Origin of the sequence: Massilia haematophila (assembly GCF_042647645.1) — a bacterium.
Lineage (GTDB): Bacteria > Pseudomonadota > Gammaproteobacteria > Burkholderiales > Burkholderiaceae_D > Telluria > Telluria haematophila.
The window spans coordinates 2,466,954-2,485,808 of the sequence record NZ_JBHRVV010000001.1 but is presented as its reverse complement, the minus strand read 5'-3'; the positions used below and the strand labels follow the sequence as shown (position 1 = coordinate 2,485,808).

At 67.9% G+C, this 18,855-nt stretch carries 18 protein-coding genes and 1 tRNA gene; 16 read left to right on the top strand and 3 right to left on the bottom strand.

Going from position 1 to position 18,855, the window contains the following annotated elements:
* The first annotated feature begins 2 nt into the window (after positions 1-2).
* From ACFOPH_RS11040 to ACFOPH_RS11005, 8 genes are all read left to right on the top strand, one after another.
* Entirely contained in the window at positions 3-362 is a 360-nt protein-coding gene (locus ACFOPH_RS11040) for an STAS domain-containing protein (RefSeq protein ID WP_312550807.1), read from the top strand.
* Entirely contained in the window at positions 359-820 is a 462-nt protein-coding gene (locus ACFOPH_RS11035; protein WP_312550806.1) for an anti-sigma regulatory factor, read from the top strand. Before ACFOPH_RS11040 ends, ACFOPH_RS11035 begins: the two co-directional genes overlap by 4 nt.
* On the top strand, positions 808-1,839 hold the full coding sequence (locus ACFOPH_RS11030) for an ATP-binding SpoIIE family protein phosphatase (RefSeq protein WP_379735246.1): 1,032 nt from the start codon (positions 808-810) through the stop codon (positions 1,837-1,839). Before ACFOPH_RS11035 ends, ACFOPH_RS11030 begins: the two co-directional genes overlap by 13 nt.
* Positions 1,836-3,179 carry an ATP-binding protein gene (locus tag ACFOPH_RS11025; protein WP_312553349.1) on the top strand — a complete coding sequence of 448 codons (1,344 nt, stop codon included), beginning with the start codon at positions 1,836-1,838 and terminating at the stop codon, positions 3,177-3,179. Before ACFOPH_RS11030 ends, ACFOPH_RS11025 begins: the two co-directional genes overlap by 4 nt.
* On the top strand, positions 3,176-5,065 hold the full coding sequence (locus ACFOPH_RS11020; protein WP_312553347.1) for a hybrid sensor histidine kinase/response regulator: 1,890 nt from the start codon (positions 3,176-3,178) through the stop codon (positions 5,063-5,065). The genes ACFOPH_RS11025 and ACFOPH_RS11020 overlap by 4 nt, the downstream gene beginning before the upstream one ends.
* A gap of 105 nt (positions 5,066-5,170) precedes the next feature.
* Complete coding sequence (locus ACFOPH_RS11015) at positions 5,171-6,064, top strand: AraC family transcriptional regulator (protein ID WP_379735244.1); 894 nt, start codon at positions 5,171-5,173, stop codon at positions 6,062-6,064.
* Positions 6,030-7,511 (top strand): cytochrome P450, encoded by a 1,482-nt coding sequence (locus ACFOPH_RS11010; RefSeq protein ID WP_379735242.1) that lies wholly within the window; start codon positions 6,030-6,032, stop codon positions 7,509-7,511. The genes ACFOPH_RS11015 and ACFOPH_RS11010 overlap by 35 nt, the downstream gene beginning before the upstream one ends.
* Positions 7,512-7,680: 169 nt before the next feature.
* Entirely contained in the window at positions 7,681-8,640 is a 960-nt protein-coding gene (locus tag ACFOPH_RS11005) for a hypothetical protein (RefSeq protein WP_379735240.1), read from the top strand.
* A gap of 153 nt (positions 8,641-8,793) precedes the next feature.
* Here the strand turns inward: ACFOPH_RS11005 and ACFOPH_RS11000 are convergent, their stop codons facing one another.
* Both ACFOPH_RS11000 and ACFOPH_RS10995 read right to left on the bottom strand, forming a co-directional pair.
* On the bottom strand, positions 8,794-10,233 hold the full coding sequence (locus ACFOPH_RS11000) for a M16 family metallopeptidase (RefSeq protein WP_379735238.1): 1,440 nt from the start codon (positions 10,231-10,233) through the stop codon (positions 8,794-8,796).
* A 14-nt stretch (positions 10,234-10,247) separates the two neighbouring features.
* Complete coding sequence (locus tag ACFOPH_RS10995; protein WP_379735236.1) at positions 10,248-11,639, bottom strand: M16 family metallopeptidase; 1,392 nt, start codon at positions 11,637-11,639, stop codon at positions 10,248-10,250.
* Positions 11,640-12,026: 387 nt separating this feature from the next.
* Between ACFOPH_RS10995 and ACFOPH_RS10990 the strand changes: the two genes are divergently transcribed.
* The 3 genes from ACFOPH_RS10990 (at position 12,027) to ACFOPH_RS10980 (ending at position 13,859) form a co-directional block, all read left to right on the top strand.
* On the top strand, positions 12,027-12,794 hold the full coding sequence (locus ACFOPH_RS10990) for a GIN domain-containing protein (protein WP_312552408.1): 768 nt from the start codon (positions 12,027-12,029) through the stop codon (positions 12,792-12,794).
* Positions 12,795-12,886: 92 nt separating this feature from the next.
* Positions 12,887-13,495: a tetratricopeptide repeat protein gene (locus ACFOPH_RS10985; protein ID WP_312552407.1), complete on the top strand. Its 609-nt coding sequence runs from the start codon at positions 12,887-12,889 to the stop codon at positions 13,493-13,495.
* Positions 13,496-13,598: 103 nt separating this feature from the next.
* On the top strand, positions 13,599-13,859 hold the full coding sequence (locus ACFOPH_RS10980; RefSeq protein WP_379735234.1) for a DUF7661 family protein: 261 nt from the start codon (positions 13,599-13,601) through the stop codon (positions 13,857-13,859).
* An 11-nt stretch (positions 13,860-13,870) separates the two neighbouring features.
* Here the strand turns inward: ACFOPH_RS10980 and ACFOPH_RS10975 are convergent, their stop codons facing one another.
* Positions 13,871-15,232, bottom strand: coding sequence for an SGNH/GDSL hydrolase family protein (locus ACFOPH_RS10975; RefSeq protein ID WP_379735232.1), 1,362 nt, complete (start codon positions 15,230-15,232; stop codon positions 13,871-13,873).
* 267 nt (positions 15,233-15,499) lie between these two features.
* On the opposite strand from ACFOPH_RS10975, the gene ACFOPH_RS10970 reads away from it, so the two are divergent.
* The 5 genes from ACFOPH_RS10970 (at position 15,500) to ACFOPH_RS10950 (ending at position 18,854) form a co-directional block, all read left to right on the top strand.
* Positions 15,500-16,480: an NAD(P)H-quinone oxidoreductase gene (locus ACFOPH_RS10970; protein ID WP_379735230.1), complete on the top strand. Its 981-nt coding sequence runs from the start codon at positions 15,500-15,502 to the stop codon at positions 16,478-16,480.
* Positions 16,481-16,609: 129 nt separating this feature from the next.
* Entirely contained in the window at positions 16,610-17,359 is a 750-nt protein-coding gene (gene tpiA, locus ACFOPH_RS10965) for a triose-phosphate isomerase (protein WP_379735228.1), read from the top strand.
* A gap of 50 nt (positions 17,360-17,409) precedes the next feature.
* Complete coding sequence (gene secG / locus ACFOPH_RS10960; RefSeq protein ID WP_379735226.1) at positions 17,410-17,871, top strand: preprotein translocase subunit SecG; 462 nt, start codon at positions 17,410-17,412, stop codon at positions 17,869-17,871.
* Between the two features lie 289 nt (positions 17,872-18,160).
* Positions 18,161-18,245, top strand: a tRNA-Leu gene (locus ACFOPH_RS10955).
* A gap of 249 nt (positions 18,246-18,494) precedes the next feature.
* Positions 18,495-18,854 (top strand): NADH-quinone oxidoreductase subunit A, encoded by a 360-nt coding sequence (locus ACFOPH_RS10950; RefSeq protein WP_312549978.1) that lies wholly within the window; start codon positions 18,495-18,497, stop codon positions 18,852-18,854.
* Position 18,855: the final 1 nt, after the last annotated feature.

The following is an 18,855-nucleotide window of genomic DNA, read 5'->3' as shown; positions in this document are numbered from 1 at the left end:
CGATGGAACGCATTCCTATTCTCCGGATGGGCGACCTGCTGCTGGTCACCATCCAGGTCGACATGCACGACCGCCTCGCGATGACGCTGCAGGACGACCTGACCGAGCGCATCGTGCGCGACAGCGCCAAGGGCGTGCTGATCGACATCTCGGCGCTCGACCTGGTCGATTCCTTCATCGGGCGTATGATCAGCAACACCGCGGCGATGGCGCGCGTGCTCGATGCCCAGACGGTGGTGGTCGGCATGCAGCCGGCCGTCGCCATCACCCTGGTCGAGCTGGGCCTGACGCTGCATGGCGTGAAGACCGCGCTGAACGTCGAAAAGGGTATGGCCCTGCTCGGAAAGAACCTGAATAGATGAACGCTGCAACCGCAGTTGAATTCGACACGGAGCTACTGGACCGCAACCGCCAGCTGCGCGCCGACCGCGTCACCTTGCCGCTGCGCGGCGACGAGGACGTGGTCGGCCTGCGCAAGCATGTGCGCGAGCGGGCGGTGGCGATCGGCCTGTCGCTGGTCGACCAGACCAAGCTCGTCACCGCCGCGAGCGAACTGGGGCGCAACACCATCAAGTATGGCGGCGGCGGCGAGGTCCATCTCGACAAGCTGGTCGACGGCTTCCGCAACGGCATCGGCCTGCTGTTCGTCGACAACGGGCCCGGCATCGCCGACCTCGAGCTGGCGCTGCGCGACGGCTACACCACCGGCGGCGGCCTCGGGCTGGGCCTGGGCGGCTCGAAGCGCCTGGTCGACGAGTTCGACATCGATACCCGGCCTGGCGAGGGCACCGCGGTGCTGGCGGTGAAATGGAAACGCTGATCAGTTCGCTGGATACCCAGCTGGCGTTCGCGATCACCCATGCCAGCGACATCGCGGCCGCGCGCCGCGCCGGGCAACGGCTTGCCACCGAGCTCGGCTTCGACGAGACCCGCGCCGGCCAGCTGGCGCTGATCGTCACGGAGGCCGGCACCAACCTGCTCAAGCATGCGGGCGAGGGCACGATCTACGTGAACGTGTCGCAGTCCGAAGGCGTGCCCGGCATCGACGTGCTGGCGGTCGACGCCGGCCCCGGCATCCTCGACCTCGACGCCTGCCTGCGCGACGGCATGTCCACCGCCGGCACCGCGGGCACCGGCCTGGGCGCCCTGAAGCGCCTGGCCGACGAGTTCGACGTCTGGTCGCAACCCGGCAATGGCGCGCTGTTCTTCATGCGCCTGTGGAAAGATGACTCGGTACCTGGAATGTGCCGGGTTGACGTGGGGGCGCTGACGGTGCCGCTGGCGGGCGAGGATGCCTGCGGCGACGGCTGGGGCGTCGCCTGCGACGGCGCGGGCGCCACGCTGCTGGCGGCCGACGGCCTCGGTCACGGGCCGGAAGCGGCGGCCGCCGCCAACGCCGCGATCCGCGAGCTGCAGCGCCTGCCCGGTTCGGCACCGGGGCGCCTGGTCGACGCCGCCCACCAGTCCCTGCGCATCACGCGCGGGGCGGCGATGGCCGCCGCCCGCATCGACTTCGGCGCCGGCATGCTGCACTTCGCCGGCATCGGCAACATCAATGCCTGCGTGATCGACGGCGACGGCCGCCGCGCGCTGGTCTCGCACAACGGCATCGTCGGCCACAACGTACGCAAGATCCAGGAGTTCTCCGTGCCTTGCCCGCCGGGGGCGCTGTGCATCATGCACTCGGACGGCATCCAGACCCAGTGGGACCTGGACAAGTACCCCGGCCTGCTGGGGCACAGCCCGGCGCTGATCGCGGCGGTGCTGATGCGCGACTACATCCGGCGCCGCGACGACGCCATGGTGCTGGTGGTGCGCAGAAGGGCGGGGCGCGTATGAACGGACGCATCCTCAACGTCGCGCTGGAATCGGACCAGGACGTGGTGCTGGTGCGCCAGCGCGCGCGCCAGGTATCGAGCCTGCTCGGCTTTTCCAGGCAGGACCAGGTGCGCATCGCCACCGCGGTGTCGGAAGTGGCGCGCGCCGCTTCCCAGTTCGGGCCCGGCGCGCGCGCCGTGTTCGCCCTGGCCGGCCAGGGCGCAGGCCAGTACCTCGAGGTCAGCGTCGCCGCCGCGGTGGGCAATCCCGGCCAGGCCAACGCCGGGGCCGATCCGGCGATCGTCACGGCGCACCGCCTGATGGACGGCTGCGAGATCGCCGATGGCCCGCAGGGCATGCGAGTCGTGATGCGCAAGACCCTGCCGCCGCAGCCGCCGCTGGGCGCCGCGCGCCTGGCCCAGATCGGCGCCGAACTGGCGGCCATGCCCGCCCCGAACACCTACCAGGAGGTGCAGCAGCAGAACAACGAGCTGGTCGAAACGCTCGCCGAACTGCGCGAGCGCCAGGAAGACCTGCTCTCGCTCACCCGCGAACTCGAGGACACCAACCGCGGCATCGTCGCGCTGTACGCCGAGATCGAGGACAAGGCCGAGCGCCTGCGCCTTGCCGACGAGATGAAGTCGCGCTTCCTGTCGAACACCAGCCACGAGCTGCGCACGCCGCTGTCCTCGATCCGCGCCCTGGCCAAGCTGCTGCTCGACCGCATGGACGGCGACCTGACCCCGGAGCAGGAGCGCCAGGTGCGCTTCATCGAGACCGCCGCCACCAACCTGTCGGAACTGGTGAACGACCTGCTCGACCTGGCCAAGATCGAGGCCGGCAAGGTCGAAACCCACCTGGCGCCGGTGGTGGTGGAGAACCTGTTCCGCGCCCTCAAGGGCATGCTGCGCCCGCTGGTGACGTCCGACCGCGTCGAACTGGTGTTCGACACCGGCGGCATCGAGGCGCCTTTCGATTCGGACGAGGGCAAGATCTCCCAGATCCTGCGCAACTTCATTTCGAACGCGCTCAAGTTCACCGAGCAGGGCTCGGTGCGCGTGAGCGCCAGCTACGACGCCGATACCGATACCATCACCTTTGCCGTGACCGACACCGGCATCGGCATCGCGCCCGACCACCTGAAACTGATCTTCGAAGAGTTCACCCAGGTCGAGCATCCGCTGCAGCGCCGCAGCAAGGGCACCGGCCTCGGGCTGCCGCTGTGCCGGCGCCTGGCCGACTTTCTCGGCGGGCGGGTCGACGTCACCAGCCGCCCCGGGGTCGGCTCGACCTTCTCGCTGACGCTGCCGCGCCAGTATCCATTTCCGCAGTCCGACAGCGCCGACCATACCGAATCATGACCGCGAACCCGACCCTCATCCTCAACGTTGACGACAACGACGGCGCCCGCTACGCCAAGACCCGCATCCTGCAGAGCGCCGGTTTCCGGGTGATGGAAGCGGCCAACGGCACCGATGCCCTGGCGATGGTGCGCGAAGAAGACCCGGCGCTGGTGCTGCTCGACGTCAAGCTGCCCGACATCAATGGCATCGAGGTGTGCCGCCGCATCAAGTCCGATCCGGACACCAACTGCGTGCTGGTGCTGCAGACCTCGGCCGCGCTGACCGGCCGCGCCGACAAGATCCGCGGCCTGGAGGGCGGCGCCGACAACTACCTGGCCGCGCCGATCGAGGCCGACGAGCTGGTCGCCAACGTCAACGCGCTGCTGCGCATGCGCCAGACCCAGGACGACCTGCGCGAGAGCGAGGAGCGATTTCGCCAGCTGACCGACAACATCGAGGACGTGTTCTGGATGTTCTCGGCGCCCGACGGCGTGCTGGCCTATGTCAGCCCGGCCTATGCCAAGATCTGGGGCCGCAGCACGGAGTCGCTGCGCCGCAACCACCTGAGCTGGCTCGACGGCGTCCACCCGGACGACCGCGCCCGCCTGCAGGGCCGCTGGGCCGCGCTGGCGACCGAGCCGCATTACGAAGACGAGTTCCGCGTGGTGCTGGCCGACGGCGCCACGCGCTGGGTGCGCGACCGCCTGTTCGCGGTGCGCAACGCGCGCGGCGAGGTCTACCGCGTGGCGCGCGTCACCAGCGACATCAGCGCACGCAAGGAGATGGAAGCGCTGCTGCGCGCGGCCGACGCCAACAAGAACCAGTTCCTGGCCACGCTGGCCCACGAGCTGCGCAATCCGCTGAGCCCGATCCGCAACGCCGCGGCCCTGCTCGGCGTTACCGGCACCAACGCGGCCGAGCGCCAGAACCGCGCGCGCGAAGTCATCCTGCGCCAGGTCGACCATCTCGCGCACCTGGTCGACGACCTGCTCGACGTCGCCCGCATCTCGGAAGGGAAGATCGTGCTGCGCCGCGAGGAGGTCAACCTGGGTGCCGTCATCGCCCAGGCGATCGAGACCGCCGGCCCGCTGATCGCCGCGCGCGAACATCACCTCGAGATCAGCCAGCCCGAGCGCCGGGTCTGGGTCGCGGGCGACCCGGTGCGCCTGGCCCAGTCGATGGGCAACCTGCTGCACAACGCCGCCAAGTTCACGCCCAAGGGCGGCCGCATCCGCCTGGCCGTCACGCTCGACGGCGAGACCGTGCGCATCGCCGTGATCGACAACGGCATCGGCATCGCCGAGGACAACCTGCCGCGCATCTTCGGCATGTTCGCCCAGGCCGCGGTGCCGCCCGACCGCGCGCCGGAAGGCCTGGGCATCGGCCTGTCGCTGGTGTCGCGCCTGCTGGAGATGCACGGCGGCCAGCTGCGCGCCGAAAGCCCCGGCATCGGCATGGGCAGCACCTTCACGGTGGAGCTGCCGGTGCTGCGCGTGACGGGACCGGAAGAGGCCGCCGCGGCGCCCGCGGAAAACACGGGCATGGCCGGCGGACTGCGCGTGCTGCTGGTGGACGACAACATCGACGCCATGGAGATGATGGGCTTCCTGCTGGCCGAGATGGGCCACGAGGCCTGGACCACGCACGACGCCAGCCAGATCGTGCCGCTGGCGCTGCAGCACCGGCCGCAGGTGATCGTGCTCGACATCGGCCTGCCGGGCGCCGACGGCTACGAGCTGGCGCGCATGCTCAAGGCGCATCCGGAACTCAAGCACATCCGCCTGGTCGCCCACACCGGCTACGGTTCGCCCGAAGACCGGAGAAAAGCCCAGGAAGCCGGTTTCGACGCCCACCTGGTCAAGCCGGCCGAGCTGGAAGACCTGGAAAAGGCGCTGCGCGGGTAAGCAAGGCGCGGGAACCGAAGTACATCACATCGGCCGGGCACGGATAGCCCGGCCGATGTCGTTTTTATTCTATCTTGCCAGACAGGCAAGGCTAGAATACGTGTCATGCGCTCCCCCATTTCCCGCCCGCCCATTACCCGCATGTCGCTGCCCGACGCGGGCGCGGCGCCTTTCCTGCGGGCGACTATTTCGCGCGATGCACGCGGTTGCGGGCTGACCGGGCCGGCGCTGCTGAACCGCTTCCCGGCAGGCGCCTACTGCAGCATCACCTGGTTCCTGGAGGGCAGCGTCGAGCTGCTGTCCTGCGGCGGCGATGCCGGGCTGCGCCAGCCGCTCGCGCGCTGCGTCGTCGGCGGTTGCCAGACCGCGCCTTTCACGTCGCGGAACCAAGGCGAGGTCCACGCATTCTTCGCGATGTTCTACCCTGATGCTTTCCACGCCCTGTTCGGCGTCGACCTGGCGCGTGTGCAGAACCGCTTCGCCGATGCGCGCGAGGTGCTGCCCGCACACGCACTGGGCCTGGTCGATGCCGTGTTCGCGGCCTCGAGCGACGACGAGCGCCGCCGCCTGATCGAGGATTTCATCGCACAGTGGGCCCATGGCGCCGCGTTGCCGGCCTGGACCCGCATGCGCCGCCTCGGCGGACGGCTGACACTGGCGCTGGCGAGCAAGGTCCTGGGCATCGGACCGCGCCAGCTGCAGCGCGTCGCGCCGCGCCAGGCCGGCGCCAGTCTGCAGACACTGGCGCGGTTGTGGCGCGGCGAACGCAGCTTCCTGCGTGCCCAGCGCCAGTACCTGGCGGGCCACGAGGTCGACATGGCCGACCACGCCCTGGTCAACGAGTACGCGGACCAGTCGCACATGGTCCGCGATTGCAAGGCCCAGACCGGCCGCACGCCGCTGCAGCTTGCGCGCGACGTGCAGAGCGAAGAAGCGGACTGGATCTACCGACTGGAGTTTTCCCTTGACGACGATAACCCGCCCACCCGGCCCGCGTGACCGCGCTTTCGGCATGCGTTCGCTGCGGCGCATGCAGGACGATTTCCTCGGTTTCTGGCGCGATGCCCACGAACGCCATGGCGACATGGTGTACGTGAAGTTCGGCCACGTCGACTATTACGCCCTGCGTCATCCGGAGCAGATCCGCGAGGTGCTGGTCGAGAAGGCGCATGCTTTTGTGCGCTGGGAGCGCCATGTCGAGGTGCTGGCCCAGCTCCACGGCCAGAGCCTGCTCATCACCGAGGGCGCGCAGTGGCGGCGCCAGCGCCGCATGCTGCAGCCGGCCTTCAGCCCGAAGCGTTTCGACGTCTACGCCGGCCAGGTGAGCGCCGCCATCGACGAGGCGCTCGAGGCCATGCCGGGCGACGGCGCCACGGCGCTGGACTTCGAGCACGCGATGAACATGCTGGCGGCCGACGCCATCCTGCGCACGATGTTCGGCACGCGGGTCGACGCCAGTTCCGGCGACCGGACCGCCGGCATCGAACGCGCGATCCGCACGCTGGTCGACACCGGCTACCGCGAGATGTTCCTGCCTTTCGCCCTGCCGGACTGGCTGCCGTATCCGGGCCGGGGCGCGAAGCGCGCCGCGATGCGCCTGCTCGACACCCTGATCCGTTCGCACATCGCCGCGCGCCGCGCGGCTCCGGACAGGCAGGACGACCTGCTCGGCATGCTGCTGGCGGCGGTGGACGCGGAAGGAGAGAGCGGGGACGCGAGCGGGGAGCAGGGCAGCGCCATGCTGGACGACGAAGGCGTGCGCGACCAGCTGATGACGACCTTCCTGGCCGGCCACGAGACCACGGCGGCGGCGCTGACCTGGGCCGGCTGGGCGCTGGCCGCGCACCCGGAAGTGGCGCGCCGCGCCGCCGAGGAAGCCGACCGCGTGCTCGGCGGCCGCACGCCGGGCTACGCCGATCTGGCCCGGCTTCCCTACATCGGCATGGTGGTCAAGGAAGTCATGCGCCTGTACTCGCCGTCGCCAGGCCTGCTGGCGCGGCGCGCGCTGGAAGACGTGCGCATCGGCGATTACCTGCTGCCCAAGGGCAGCGTGGTGTCGATCATGACCGTCATCCCGCACCACGACGCGCGCTGGTTCCCGCAGCCGGAACGCTTCGACCCCTCGCGCTTCGACCCCTCGCGCTTCGACACCTCGGCAGCCCACGACATTCCGCGCGGCGCCTACTTGCCTTTCGGCGCGGGTCCACGGGTATGTATCGGCAACGGCTTCGCCGGCGTCGAGATCACGCTGGCGCTGGCGATGCTGCTGCAGCGCTTCAGCCTGCGCCCGGCGCCGGGGCAGGGCGAACCGAAGGCGCGCATGGGCGTGAGCCAGCGGCCCGAGGGCGGGCTGCGGCTGGTGCTGGAGCGCAGGCCGGACTCGAAAGCCGCCGCGGCGCCGCTTGCCGAACCGGTGCACGGCTGTCCTTTCCACGCCGGGGCCTGAGCCTGCCGCATCGGCCACGGCGCCGACACCGCGCCCATCCGGAAGCGCTGCTGGCTCCCGGAGCGTTAGCGCGCCCGGCGGTGAACTTTGCCTCTCCGCGTCGCTCTTAATCGGATTGGGACGACGCTCCGCAAGCCGTCCCGCATGTGCCCGATGGGAGGGATCGCCCATGACAGCGTCAACCAGGACCAGCGCGCCGCTGGTGCTCGCGTCCGTCCAGGCGGGGCGCAATACCGCGTCGGAGGTCGTGCAGGCAAAAGCACCCTGGCGCGAGGCCCTGCTGGAAGCCTACCGGCGCCGCAACGCCGTGCTCGACGCGATCTTCTACGATATCGGCGTGGTCACGCCCGCGGAAGCGGCCTCGGTCGCGCCCTGGCTGGCGCGCGAAGGGGCGCTCCTGATCGTGCCACCGTCGGGCGCCGGCAGCCTGCGCATCTGTCCGGACATCGAGGACTTCGCCAGGAACGGCGGCATCCAGACTCGCATCCTGGCCGTGGCCGGCGTCGGCAGCTCCGCACTCGGCACGGCGGCCTTTGCCCGCAACGTGGCCGATGCCTTCGGCGAGCCGGTGGCGGCCCTGGTCTCGGGCTACGGACTGGCCGACATGCTGACCGAAGCGGCCGGGGGCTGGTTCTGGTTCGGCACGCTCAACCGCCTGCGCCACCAGTACGAGGGCATCGACGAACTAGCGCGCGGCAATGCCTGGGAACTGGACACCATGGAGGCGATGAACCCGGCGCGCACCAGCCTGGACACGCGCACGCTGTACCGGGTGCTGACCGACCGGCGCTTCCGCTTCGGCCTGCTGGTCGGGCATTCGAAGGGCAACCTGGTGATCTCGGAAGCGCTGTACGCGCTACGCGACGAGCACCAGGACGAGGAGCTGGGGGACCTGGCGATCGTCACGATATCGGCCGCGATCGCGATGCCGCCGCGCTACCGCAGGATCATCGACGTGATGGGCGAGGTCGACTGGTTCGGCGTCATGAATTCGAACGCCGCGATCAGCATCGAATACCGGCCGCGCAATGCCTGGCACTACACGAACACGGACCTGGACTGGCACCTGCCGGTGCGCGAGGTCATGAGCGCGTTGCGGCGCAAGCCGGGGATTGCGTTGGGACAGTGAGGTTTGGAGGCGCCGCGGGAATCCATCGGTCCTACACAGGTTGTGGGCACTTGTGGCCACGCGGTCTTTCGTATTTCGGAATACCCGTACGCACGCTCCGACCAAACAAAAACGCCCGCGCGAGGCGGGCGTTCGAACCGGACGAAACCGTCCTTATTTGTCGCTGACGGTGAACTCGCCGAACTGCTTGAGCTGCTCGCCCACCGCGGCCGGATCGCCGACCACGACGATCGACTGCTTCTCCGGCGCGAAGTACTTCGCCGAGACCTCGCGCACCTGCTGCGGGGTGACCTTCTCGATCAGCGGGACGTACTGGCCGAGGAATTCCGGCGGCAGGCCGACCAGCCAGTTCTGCGCCAGCGTGGTGGCGACCGAGCGCTGCAGCTGGTTGCCGATCAGGTAGCCGCCGGCGACATAGCGCTTGTTCATCGACATTTCGTCGGCCGGCACCGCTTCGGAGCCGATGCGCTTGTACTCCTTGAAGTACTCGTTCAGGGCCGCGCCGGTGACTTCGTTGCGCACGTCGGCGCCGCCGACGATGGCGCCGCCCGCGCGGCTCATGCGCGCGCCGGCCGAGGCGCCGTAGGTATAGCCCTTCTCCTCGCGCAGGTTGATGTTCACGCGGCTCGAGAAGCCGCCGCCGAGGATGGTGCTGGCCAGGCGCAGCGGCACCTGGTCGGCGGCGCTGGCGGCAATCCCCGGGCCGCCGATGCGGATGGTCGACTGCACGCTGCCGGCGCGCGGCAAGAGGATGCGGGCCGGCTTGGCGTTGGCCGGGACCGGGGCGACGTCAGCCACGGCCTGGCCTTGCGCCTTCCAGTCGCCGAAGGCCGCCTGGGCCAGCTTCATCGCCTCGGCTTCCTTGACGCGCCCGGTGACGACCAGCAGCGCGCGGTCCGGACGGAAGCGCTTGGCGTGCTCGGCGCGCAGCAGGTCCCGGCTGACCGAGTTGATCGCTTCCGCGGTCGGGTCGGTGTGGCCGTAGGGGTGCGCGCCGTAGACCGCCTGGCTGATGGCGCGCTCGGCGCGGAAGCGCGGCGTGGTTTCGGACACGCGCAGCGCCTGCAGCGCATTCGCCTTGGCCAGTTCGACTTCCCTATCCGGGAAGGACGGGGTGCGCGTGACTTCCGCCAGCAGCGACATCATCTCGCCGGCGTGCGAGGCCAGGGCGTTGGCCGAGACCACGATGCCGTCGGCCGCGGGACCGGCGGCCACCGAGCCGCCCATGCCCTGGGCCGCTTCGGCGATCGCGCGCGAATCGCGCTTCGCGCTGCCTTCGTTGAGCATGCCGGCCAGGATGCTGGCGAAGCCCGGGTGGGCCTTGTCGTCGGCGGCATAGCCGGCGCCGCGCACGGCCAGCACGAAGTCGACGCGCGGCAGGCCCTGGCGCGGCACGACCCAGACGGTCATGCCGTTGGCCAGGGTCTTCTTGACGATCTGCGGCGTCGGGATCGGCTTGTCCTTGCCGTAGGCCGGCATCGGCAGCGACTTCGCGGAAGTGGGAGAAACGGCCTTTGCCGCGGACGGGGCGTCCCCGGCGACGGCCGGGGCGAACGCCATCGCGATGGCGAATGTGAGCATCAGTTTTTTCATCGATGCGCTCCTAATTATTTCTTGTCGCCCGCAGCCGGTGCGGCCGGGGCTGCAGCCACCGCCGGCTTGGCGACGGGCTTGCGGTCAATGACGGTGCGGTTGTTCTTCACCAGGTAAGTAGCGGCGACGCGCTGCAGGTCGGCGGAGGTAACGCCCTCGATCCAGCCCGGGATCTTGTTGACGACGTTGGCGTCGCCCCACAGGGTCTGCAGCTTGGCCAGGGTGTCGGCGCGGTTGATGAAGGACTCGAGCGAGTTGTTCCAGTCGGCCAGCATGCGCGTCTTGACGCGCTTGAGCGTCGCCTCGTCGACGCCGTCGGTGACGACCTTCGCCACTTCCTCGTCGATCGCGGCCAGCACGGCGTCGGCGTTGCTGCTCGGCTTGTACAGCGCGAACACGGTCAACAGGGTCGGGCCGTCGTAGGTCCAGGGGTCGACCAGGCCGAACAGCGAATCGACGTTGAGCGCGATCTCGCGGCCCTTGACCAGGCCCTGGTACAGGCGCGAGGCGTCGCCGCCGGCCAGCAGCTCGGCCAGCACCGCCATCGGCGCCTGGTCGCGGCTGCCGCGTTCCGGGATCTTCCAGGCCGCCGCGATCGCCGGCACCTGGGCCAGCGCGTCGGTCTGTTCGATGCGCTTCTCGGTCTTGTTCATCGGTTCGGAGAAGTCGCCGCTCTTCGGTGTCGGACGCGCGGCGATGGAACCGAAGTACTTCTGCGCCAGCGCGAAGCCCTGGGCCGGGGTCACGTCGCCCGAGATCGCCAGCACCGCGTTGTTCGGGCCGTAGTAGTCGCGGTGGAAGGCGCGTACGTCGTCCAGGCTGGCGCCTTCGAGGTCCTCGAAGCTGCCGTAGCCGTCGTGGTTGTTTTCCCACTTCTGGAAAGCGTGCTGGCTGATGTCGATCCACATGAAGCCGCCGTAGGGCTGGTTCTTCACGTTCACGCGGATCTCTTCCTTGACCACGTCCTGCTGGTTCTTCAGCGTCTTCTCGTTGAAATCGAGGGTCTTCATGCGGTCCGCTTCCAGCCACAGGATCGGTTCCAGGGCCGACACCGGCGCGGTCTCGATGTAGTTGGTGAAGTCGGGCCGGGTCGAGCCGTTGTTGCGGCCGCCGCCGGCGGTGATGGTTTTATCGAAAACGCCCTTGGGGGCGTTTGGTGTCCCTTGGAACATCAGGTGTTCGAACAGGTGCGCGAAGCCGGTGCGGTTGCGCGGCTCGAGGCGCATGCCGACGTGGTAGACGACCGAGACGCCGACGGTGGGCGAGCTGTGGTCTTCGGAGACGACCACGGTCATGCCGTTGTCGAGTTTCTTCACATGGACCGGCAGGTCCCACTTGTCGGACGTCGCCGCGAGGGCGGACATCGACAAGCCGAGCCCGGCCAGCAGGACGGGGAGTTGGCGCATGCGCATTGATGACCTCAATAAATGGCTGAAACGAAATAGCGACCGCACCCGGGGCGCGGAGCAATTCATCTTAACGCAACGACATGCCAAAAAGTAATTTTTTGCGTATGTATATCGGCGTAGGAGACCGGCGATTCGGCAGTGATTCAGCAGTGATCCAGCGGCGATTCGGGCAGCCTGTCGGCGGATTCTGCGGTCTGTCGCATTCCGGGGCGCAGCGACGGAAGCGAGGGCTATAGTGCAGTGATTGCCAGTCTCGCTAGATTGCTTTAGTACAATTTATTACTGGAGTAGGGCGAGGCTTGCTGGTAGTGTTGCGGCTGCATGTCATTGTATTGACGAGGCTGCAACACAAGACGACACTGGAATCGGATACGGAGTATGTTCATGCACAAGTTTTTCAAGTTCGCGCTCGCGCTGTTCGGCCTGCTGGCGCTGGTGCGCCTGGCCGCGGCCGCGCCCGAGACGGCAGACGAAACCCGCGCCATCGACGCCCGCGTGGTGCGCGTCAAGCTCGACGGCCTGGTCGACCTGCGCATCCGCCAGGGCAGCCCGGCGGTGCTGGTGCTGCGCGGCGATCCGCGCTGGCTGGAAAAACTGACCACGGTGCAAAGCGGCGACACGCTCCACATCGGCACCGCGACGCGCGGCGTGCGCCTGCAGCGCGCCAGCGCGCTGCGCGCCGAGCTGGTGCTGCCGCGGCTGCGCGAGGTGAGTTCGGACAGCGTCGGCACGACCGAGATCACGGGCTTCTCCGGCGACGAGCTGGACCTGTCGCTGGACGGCGCCGGCTCGATGGACGTGAACGCCAATTACCGCCTGATCAGCGCCAGCCTGGGCGGCGTCGGCAGCATGAAGCTGGCCGGCATGCAGAGCGAGGGCATCGAGCTCGACCTGCAGGGCGCAGGCTATGTGACCCTGGCCGGGCGCAGCAAGTGGCTCAAGGCCGACCTGGCCGGCCTGGGCGGACTGGACGCCCAGCAGTTCACCGCCGAGAGCGTGACGCTGGACCTGTCGGGCCTGGGCAATGCGACCGTGACGGCGCAGCAGAACGCGAACCTGAACCTGTCGGGCATGGGCTCGGTCACAGTCTACGGCAAGCCGCTCAACCGCAAGGTCAGCGTCGACGGACTGGGCAAGGTGAGCTGGAAATGACATCGTGGCGGCGCCGGGGATGCGCGCCGCAAGAAAACAAGGGTGGACTACGAGCGTCAGCGCTCCAAGAGACCGGTACCACGCACGAGACAATGAAAACATATACCGTAGCGATCCTGCTTGCGCTTGGCCTGCTCGGCCCGGCGCACGCGGGTTTTCCCGAGGGAGCAAGCGCCTACAACGCGCGCAACTATACGCTGGCGATGAAGGAGATCGCGCCGCTGGCGCGCGCCGGCAATCCCGACGCCCAGCACCTGCTGGGCCTGATGTACTACATGGGCCGCGGCGTGGCGCGCGACTACAAGCAGGCCTTCGCCTGGCACCTGAAGGCGGCCCAGCAGGGCAAGGCCGACGCCCAGTACGTGGTCGGCGCCATGTACTACACCGGCAACGCGGTGCCCCAGGACCAGAAGCACGCCGTCACCTGGTTCCGCAAGGCGGCCGAGCAGGGCCATGCCGAAGCCCAGCACGCGCTCGGGCTGATGTACCGCTACCACGTCGCCGGCGTGCCGGCCGACCCGGTGATCGCCTACATGCTGTACAACCTGGCGGCGGCCAGCGGCCACCAGAATGCCATCAACCAGCGCGCCGCGATTGCCAAGACCATGACCCAGGAGCAGATCGAGGAGGCGCAGGCCTTGTCGCGGACCTGGAAGGTGGGCACAAGCTTGCCGGCGCAGTCGAAGACGGGTGGCAACTGAGGCGGGCAGCGAGGCCGGCGCCCGCACGCCGCAAGAAGAAGCGGTCGGCCTGCCGGTTTTGCGGAGCGGGCCGGAATGATCTGCGCTGCGATAGGGACAGGACATGCGATTCAATATCTACGGCCGCTTCCAGCTGGAGGTACGGCGCGAGCAGGAGCGCTGGATGGCGTACCGGCTCACCTCCGGCACGCGCGTGCCTGAAGACGAACTCGTGATCCCGGCCGAGCTCGGGGAGCACGAGCTGGCCGTCTACCTCGACGACATCTTCCACGAACTGGCGGGGCCGGGCCAGTCCATCGAGGTGGTTGTTGGCCCTGCCGCATCAGCAGCGCCAGCGGTGCCGGCGCTGCAGCGGCGGAACTGAAACAACCCGTCTCACTTCACCTTTTCCACCTTCACCGGCGCCGCAGCCGCCGCACCGAGCGCGCGGAACAGCGTCAACGGCACCGCATTGCCCATCGCCTGGTACCCCAGGTCGCTCGGGTGCAGGTGGTCGCCGCTGTCGTAGGCCGGCAGGAAGCGCGTCGGGTGCGCCGGGTCGCGGGTGGCGAGGTCGAAGTCGATCACGCCGTCGAACTCGTCGGTGGAGCGGATCCAGGCGTTCACGGCCTGGCGCACGACTTCCTTCTCGGGCGAATAGTAGCCTGCGCCTTCGAAGGGCGTGAGCGTGGCGCCGAACACGGCGATGCCCTTGGCGTGGGCCCGCGCGATCACCTGGCGGTAGCCGGCGATCAGGTCCTCGGCCGTCACCGGGTTGGCCGGCGAGCTGTTGCCGATGTCGTTGATGCCGATCATCAGGGTCATGTACTTGACGCCGGCGGTGGCGAGCACGTCGCGGTCGAAGCGCTCGAGGATGCTGCGGCCGGCGAGCGGGTTCGGCGAATCGGCCAGCAGGCGGTTGCCGCTGATGCCGCGGTTGACCACGCCCAGGCGGCCGTTGAGGCCCAGGACCGGGTCGCGCACGGTCTGCAGGCGCCGCGCCAGCCAGTCGGGCCAGCGGTTATTGGTGTCGACCGTGCTGCGGGTACCGTCGGTGATCGAGTCGCCCAGGGTGACGATGGCCGGGCCGGCGCTGTCGACGTCGACTTCGGTGAGGAAGGGCCAGGCCGTGATGGTGCGCTGCACCGGCAGGGTGGCGGCGGCCGTGAAGTCGCCCGGCAGCGAGACGTAGTTGGTCTGCAGGCCGGTGTTGTGGATCGTGGTCGCTTCCACCGTGCCCGGCAGGTAGAGGCTGACCGCCAGGTCGCCCAGCGCCGGCACGTTCAGCTCGACCGGGTCGGACAGCACCGGCGCGCCGGGCGGGATCACGATCGCCGTGCGGCCGCTGAAGGTGAGCACGCGGTCGGTGCCCGGCGCGATGTCGGAACCCGAGGCCCGTACGCCGATGCGGGCGGCGCCGATCCGCAGCGGCGTGCTGCCGAACTCGTTCGAGACGCGGATGCGCACGCGGTTGCCGCCGATGCTGGTGTGGACGATCAGGCGCAAGGTCTGGTCGGTGAAGACCTGCGCCGTGCCGGCTGCCGGCGGGCCGGCCGGGCCGGTGCCCCAGGTGCCGGTCCAGCGTTCGGTGGTCCAATCCTGGGCGCCGGCCGGCGGGCCGGGCAGGGCGAGGGCGGTGGCCAGCAGCGTGCCGGCCAGCAGCATGCTGCGGCGCGGACGGTCGACGGGGAGGGAGTCGGAGAAACTTGCTGCGGTACGTCGCAGCCAGTCGGACAGGGAGGACGGAATCAGTTGCATGATCGTTCCTTTGCTTATTGGTGGAAACGGTTTGAATGCTTCAGCGCGCGTCCTCCAATCTATGCGGCGCGCATGGGGGCGACAAGGTGGCTACGGACGAGTTCGTTGTGCTAACTCTAAAGTTCCCCAAAAAGCTCATGCATTAAAGAATTTGTTTGCGTTCGAGCACAAGAAAAGGAAATACATTCGCCGCCGAGCAACAAATGAGGCAGGAACAGGGAAGGCGGGCTTGCCGTACAATTGTCCTTTTCTCAAGAGGAGGCCGAAATGCGCGCAATCGAAATTACGCAACCGGGCAAACCGGAAGTGCTGCAGCCGTGCGAGCGGCCGCTGCCCGAGCTGAAAGCAGGCGAGGTCTTGATCCGTGTGCACGCGGCCGGCATCAACCGGCCCGACGTGCTGCAGCGCATGGGCCACTATCCGGTGCCGCCGGGCGCCTCCGACCTGCCGGGCCTGGAAGTGGCCGGCGAGATCGTCGACGGCGAGCTTGGCGACAGCGGTTTCAAAAAGGGCGACATGGTCTGCGCCCTGGTGCAGGGCGGCGGCTATGCCGAATACTGCGCGGCGCCGCTGGCGCAGTGCCTGCCCGTGCCGGAAGGCTTGAGCGCCGTCGAGGCGGCCTCGCTGCCGGAAACCTTCTTCACGGTCTGGACCAACGTGTTCGACCGCGCGGGTTTATCGGAAGGCGAAACCCTGCTGGTGCAGGGCGGCACCTCGGGCATCGGCGTGACCGCGATCCAGCTCGCTACCGCGCTGGGACACCGGGTGTTCGCCACCGCCGGCAGCGACGAGAAATGCCGGGCCTGCGAGGAGCTCGGTGCCGAGCGCGGGATCAACTACCGGACCGAGGATTTCGTCGCGGTGGTGAAGGAACTCACGGGCGGGAAGGGCGTCGACGTCGTGCTCGACATGGTCGCCGGCGACTACGTGGCGCGCGAGATCGACTGCCTGGCCGACGACGGCCGCATCGCCCTGATCGCGCTACTCGGCGGCGCGAAAGCGAATGTCGACCTCGGCCAGGTGCTGCGCCGGCGCCTGAGCATCAGCGGCTCGACCCTGCGCCCGCGGCCGGTGGCCTTCAAGGGCGCGATTGCGCGCAAGCTGCGCGAGCAGGTGTGGCCGCTGTTCGCGCAGGGGAAGATCAAGCCGGTGATCTACAAGACCTTCCCGCTCGCCCAGGCGGCCGAGGCGCATGCGCTGATGGAGTCGAGCACGCACGTCGGGAAGATCGTGTTGCAGGTGGTTTGAGATCGCACCGTTCCTCGTCACTGAACCATACCGGTTTCATTGACGTCCTTTTAACACACCCGCTCAGCCATAGTTTGACCGCCCCCGGAACGGGGGCTAGAATAGCGGGTTATTTGACTGTGGGGTTATATGCGTCCCAAACTCGTCGTAGGTAACTGGAAGATGAACGGCAGCCGCGCAGCGAATGCGTCGCTGCTCGCTGGAATTGTCGCCGGACTGGACAACGCGAACGCCACGTGCGCCGTGTGCGTGCCGGCTCCGTATCTGCAGCAATGCGCGGACACCCTGGCGGGCGGCAAGCTGGCCTGGGGCGCGCAGGACGTGTCGGTTCACGCCAGCGGCGCCTATACGGGCGAAGTGGCGGCCTCGATGCTGGCCGATTTCGGCTGCAGCTACGTGATCGTCGGCCACTCGGAACGCCGCGCCTACCATGGCGAAACCGACCAGGTCGTGGCGCAGAAAACCCTGGCCGCGCTGAACGCCGGCCTGACCCCGATTGTCTGCGTGGGCGAAACCCTCGAGCAGCGCGAAGCGGGTCAAACAAATGTTGTAGTCGGCCGACAATTGTCTGCCGTGCTGGAACTGCTTGACGTCGACGCTGCCGCGCGTATCGTGGTCGCCTACGAGCCGGTGTGGGCGATCGGCACCGGCAAGACCGCCACCCCGGCGATGGCGCAGGAAGTGCATGCCCAGCTGCGCAGCCAATTGCGCGAGCGCAGCGCCGCAGCTGGCGAGCGCGTCGCCATCCTGTACGGCGGCAGCATGAAGCCGGACAATGCGGCCGAGCTGATGGGCCAGGGCGACATCGACGGCGGCCTGATCGGCGGCGCGGCGCTGAAGGCGGCCGACTTCCTGGCGATCATCGGCGCCGCCGCCTGAGTGCCGCACTAAAGAATTTGCAACGTAGTTAAACTTGGAATGGAACTGTAATGAACGTGATGTTCAATCTTGTTATTGTCGTGCAGGTGATCTCGGCCCTGGTCATCATCGGCCTGGTGCTGCTGCAGCACGGTAAGGGCGCCGACATGGGCGCCGCTTTCGGCTCTGGCGCATCGGGCAGCCTGTTCGGCGCCAGCGGTTCGTCGAACTTCCTGTCGAAGTCGACGGCGGTGGCCGCGGCGATCTTCTTCGCCTCGACCCTGGCCCTGGCCTACATGGGCAACACCCGCACCGTTGCCACCAGCGGCGGCGTGATGGAGCGCATGAATAACAACGCCGGCTCGGGCGTGCCGAACGCCACCACCCCGGCCGCGCCGGTGAACGACGTTCCTGGTGCGCCGGCTGGCGCGCCGACCGCTCCTGCAACGGCGCCGGCCGCCGACGTGCCGGCCGCTCCGGCCGCCGACGTCCCGGCCGCTCCGGCAGCTCCGGCGCCGGCAGGTCAGAAGTAATCGTAGTATCCTTATGCGCGCGCCGGCTGGTGCGCGCGATGCGGTCGCCCCAGGGTGGGCCGCGGGGCAGGGCCGGCAGCGGCACCTGCCCATGAAACGACAGGCCTTCACGGCCTTGCAGTGCCCCGGCGGCGCCGAAAACGGCGGTCCGACGGGATTCTCGAACTGACAAGATGTGTTTTGCTTCATGCAATACAAAAAAGTTCGAGAAAAACCAGTTTTTTCCTTGCGCCACCTCAATTTGTGCATTGAAAGAAGGTGTTAAGGCAGGGTATAATACTGGTCTCCAGCCGACGTGGTGAAATTGGTAGACACGCTATCTTGAGGGGGTAGTGGCGCAAGCTGTGCGAGTTCGAGTCTCGCCGTCGGCACCAAGATAAAAGAAAGCCAGCAAGGGCGATGAGCAACCGCTCTCCAGCCTGAGCTGGCTTTTTTACGAGGATCAGTCGTACGGTCCTGGTAGCAGGGCGAAGTGGTTGGCCAGCAGCAAATGTGGTTTTGGTGCCCGCTGGGCACCGAGACCACATTTATTCCTGGACAGTGCTTTACGGCCAGGATTGCGCGATACGGCGCTGCAGGCAATGCAGTGGTTTCATTAACCGATCGTTCAAATAGGCTCCATCGTGAACCTCGAAAATTACTTCCCCGTTCTTCTCTTCATCCTGATCGGCGTCGGTGTCGGCGTCGCTCCCCAGGTGCTCGGCTATCTCCTCGGCCCGAACCGTCCCGACGCTGCCAAGCTCTCTCCTTACGAATGCGGCTTCGAAGCCTTCGAAGATGCCCGCATGAAGTTCGACGTTCGCTACTACCTGGTGGCGATCCTGTTTATTTTGTTTGATCTGGAAACGGCATTCTTCTTCCCATGGGGCGTCTCGATGCGCGAACTGGGCTGGACCGGGTTCATCACGATGATGGTGTTCATCGCCGAATTCGTCGTTGGTTTCTGGTACATCTGGAAGAAAGGTGCCCTTGATTGGGAATAAG

What these genes read in the sequence shown, in the direction of transcription:
- ACFOPH_RS11040 (WP_312550807.1), top strand. Translation starts at nt 3, where the DNA reads ATGGAACGCATTCCTATTCTCCGGATGGGCGACCTGCTGCTGGTCACC.
- ACFOPH_RS11035 (WP_312550806.1), top strand. Translation starts at nt 359, where the DNA reads ATGAACGCTGCAACCGCAGTTGAATTCGACACGGAGCTACTGGACCGC.
- ACFOPH_RS11030 (WP_379735246.1), top strand. Translation starts at nt 808, where the DNA reads ATGGAAACGCTGATCAGTTCGCTGGATACCCAGCTGGCGTTCGCGATC.
- ACFOPH_RS11025 (WP_312553349.1), top strand. Translation starts at nt 1,836, where the DNA reads ATGAACGGACGCATCCTCAACGTCGCGCTGGAATCGGACCAGGACGTG.
- ACFOPH_RS11020 (WP_312553347.1), top strand. Translation starts at nt 3,176, where the DNA reads ATGACCGCGAACCCGACCCTCATCCTCAACGTTGACGACAACGACGGC.
- ACFOPH_RS11015 (WP_379735244.1), top strand. Translation starts at nt 5,171, where the DNA reads ATGCGCTCCCCCATTTCCCGCCCGCCCATTACCCGCATGTCGCTGCCC.
- ACFOPH_RS11005 (WP_379735240.1), top strand. Translation starts at nt 7,681, where the DNA reads ATGACAGCGTCAACCAGGACCAGCGCGCCGCTGGTGCTCGCGTCCGTC.
- ACFOPH_RS11000 (WP_379735238.1), bottom strand. Translation starts at nt 10,233, where the DNA reads ATGAAAAAACTGATGCTCACATTCGCCATCGCGATGGCGTTCGCCCCG.
- ACFOPH_RS10995 (WP_379735236.1), bottom strand. Translation starts at nt 11,639, where the DNA reads ATGCGCCAACTCCCCGTCCTGCTGGCCGGGCTCGGCTTGTCGATGTCC.
- ACFOPH_RS10990 (WP_312552408.1), top strand. Translation starts at nt 12,027, where the DNA reads ATGCACAAGTTTTTCAAGTTCGCGCTCGCGCTGTTCGGCCTGCTGGCG.
- ACFOPH_RS10985 (WP_312552407.1), top strand. Translation starts at nt 12,887, where the DNA reads ATGAAAACATATACCGTAGCGATCCTGCTTGCGCTTGGCCTGCTCGGC.
- ACFOPH_RS10980 (WP_379735234.1), top strand. Translation starts at nt 13,599, where the DNA reads ATGCGATTCAATATCTACGGCCGCTTCCAGCTGGAGGTACGGCGCGAG.
- ACFOPH_RS10975 (WP_379735232.1), bottom strand. Translation starts at nt 15,232, where the DNA reads ATGCAACTGATTCCGTCCTCCCTGTCCGACTGGCTGCGACGTACCGCA.
- ACFOPH_RS10970 (WP_379735230.1), top strand. Translation starts at nt 15,500, where the DNA reads ATGCGCGCAATCGAAATTACGCAACCGGGCAAACCGGAAGTGCTGCAG.
- tpiA (WP_379735228.1), top strand. Translation starts at nt 16,610, where the DNA reads ATGCGTCCCAAACTCGTCGTAGGTAACTGGAAGATGAACGGCAGCCGC.
- secG (WP_379735226.1), top strand. Translation starts at nt 17,410, where the DNA reads ATGAACGTGATGTTCAATCTTGTTATTGTCGTGCAGGTGATCTCGGCC.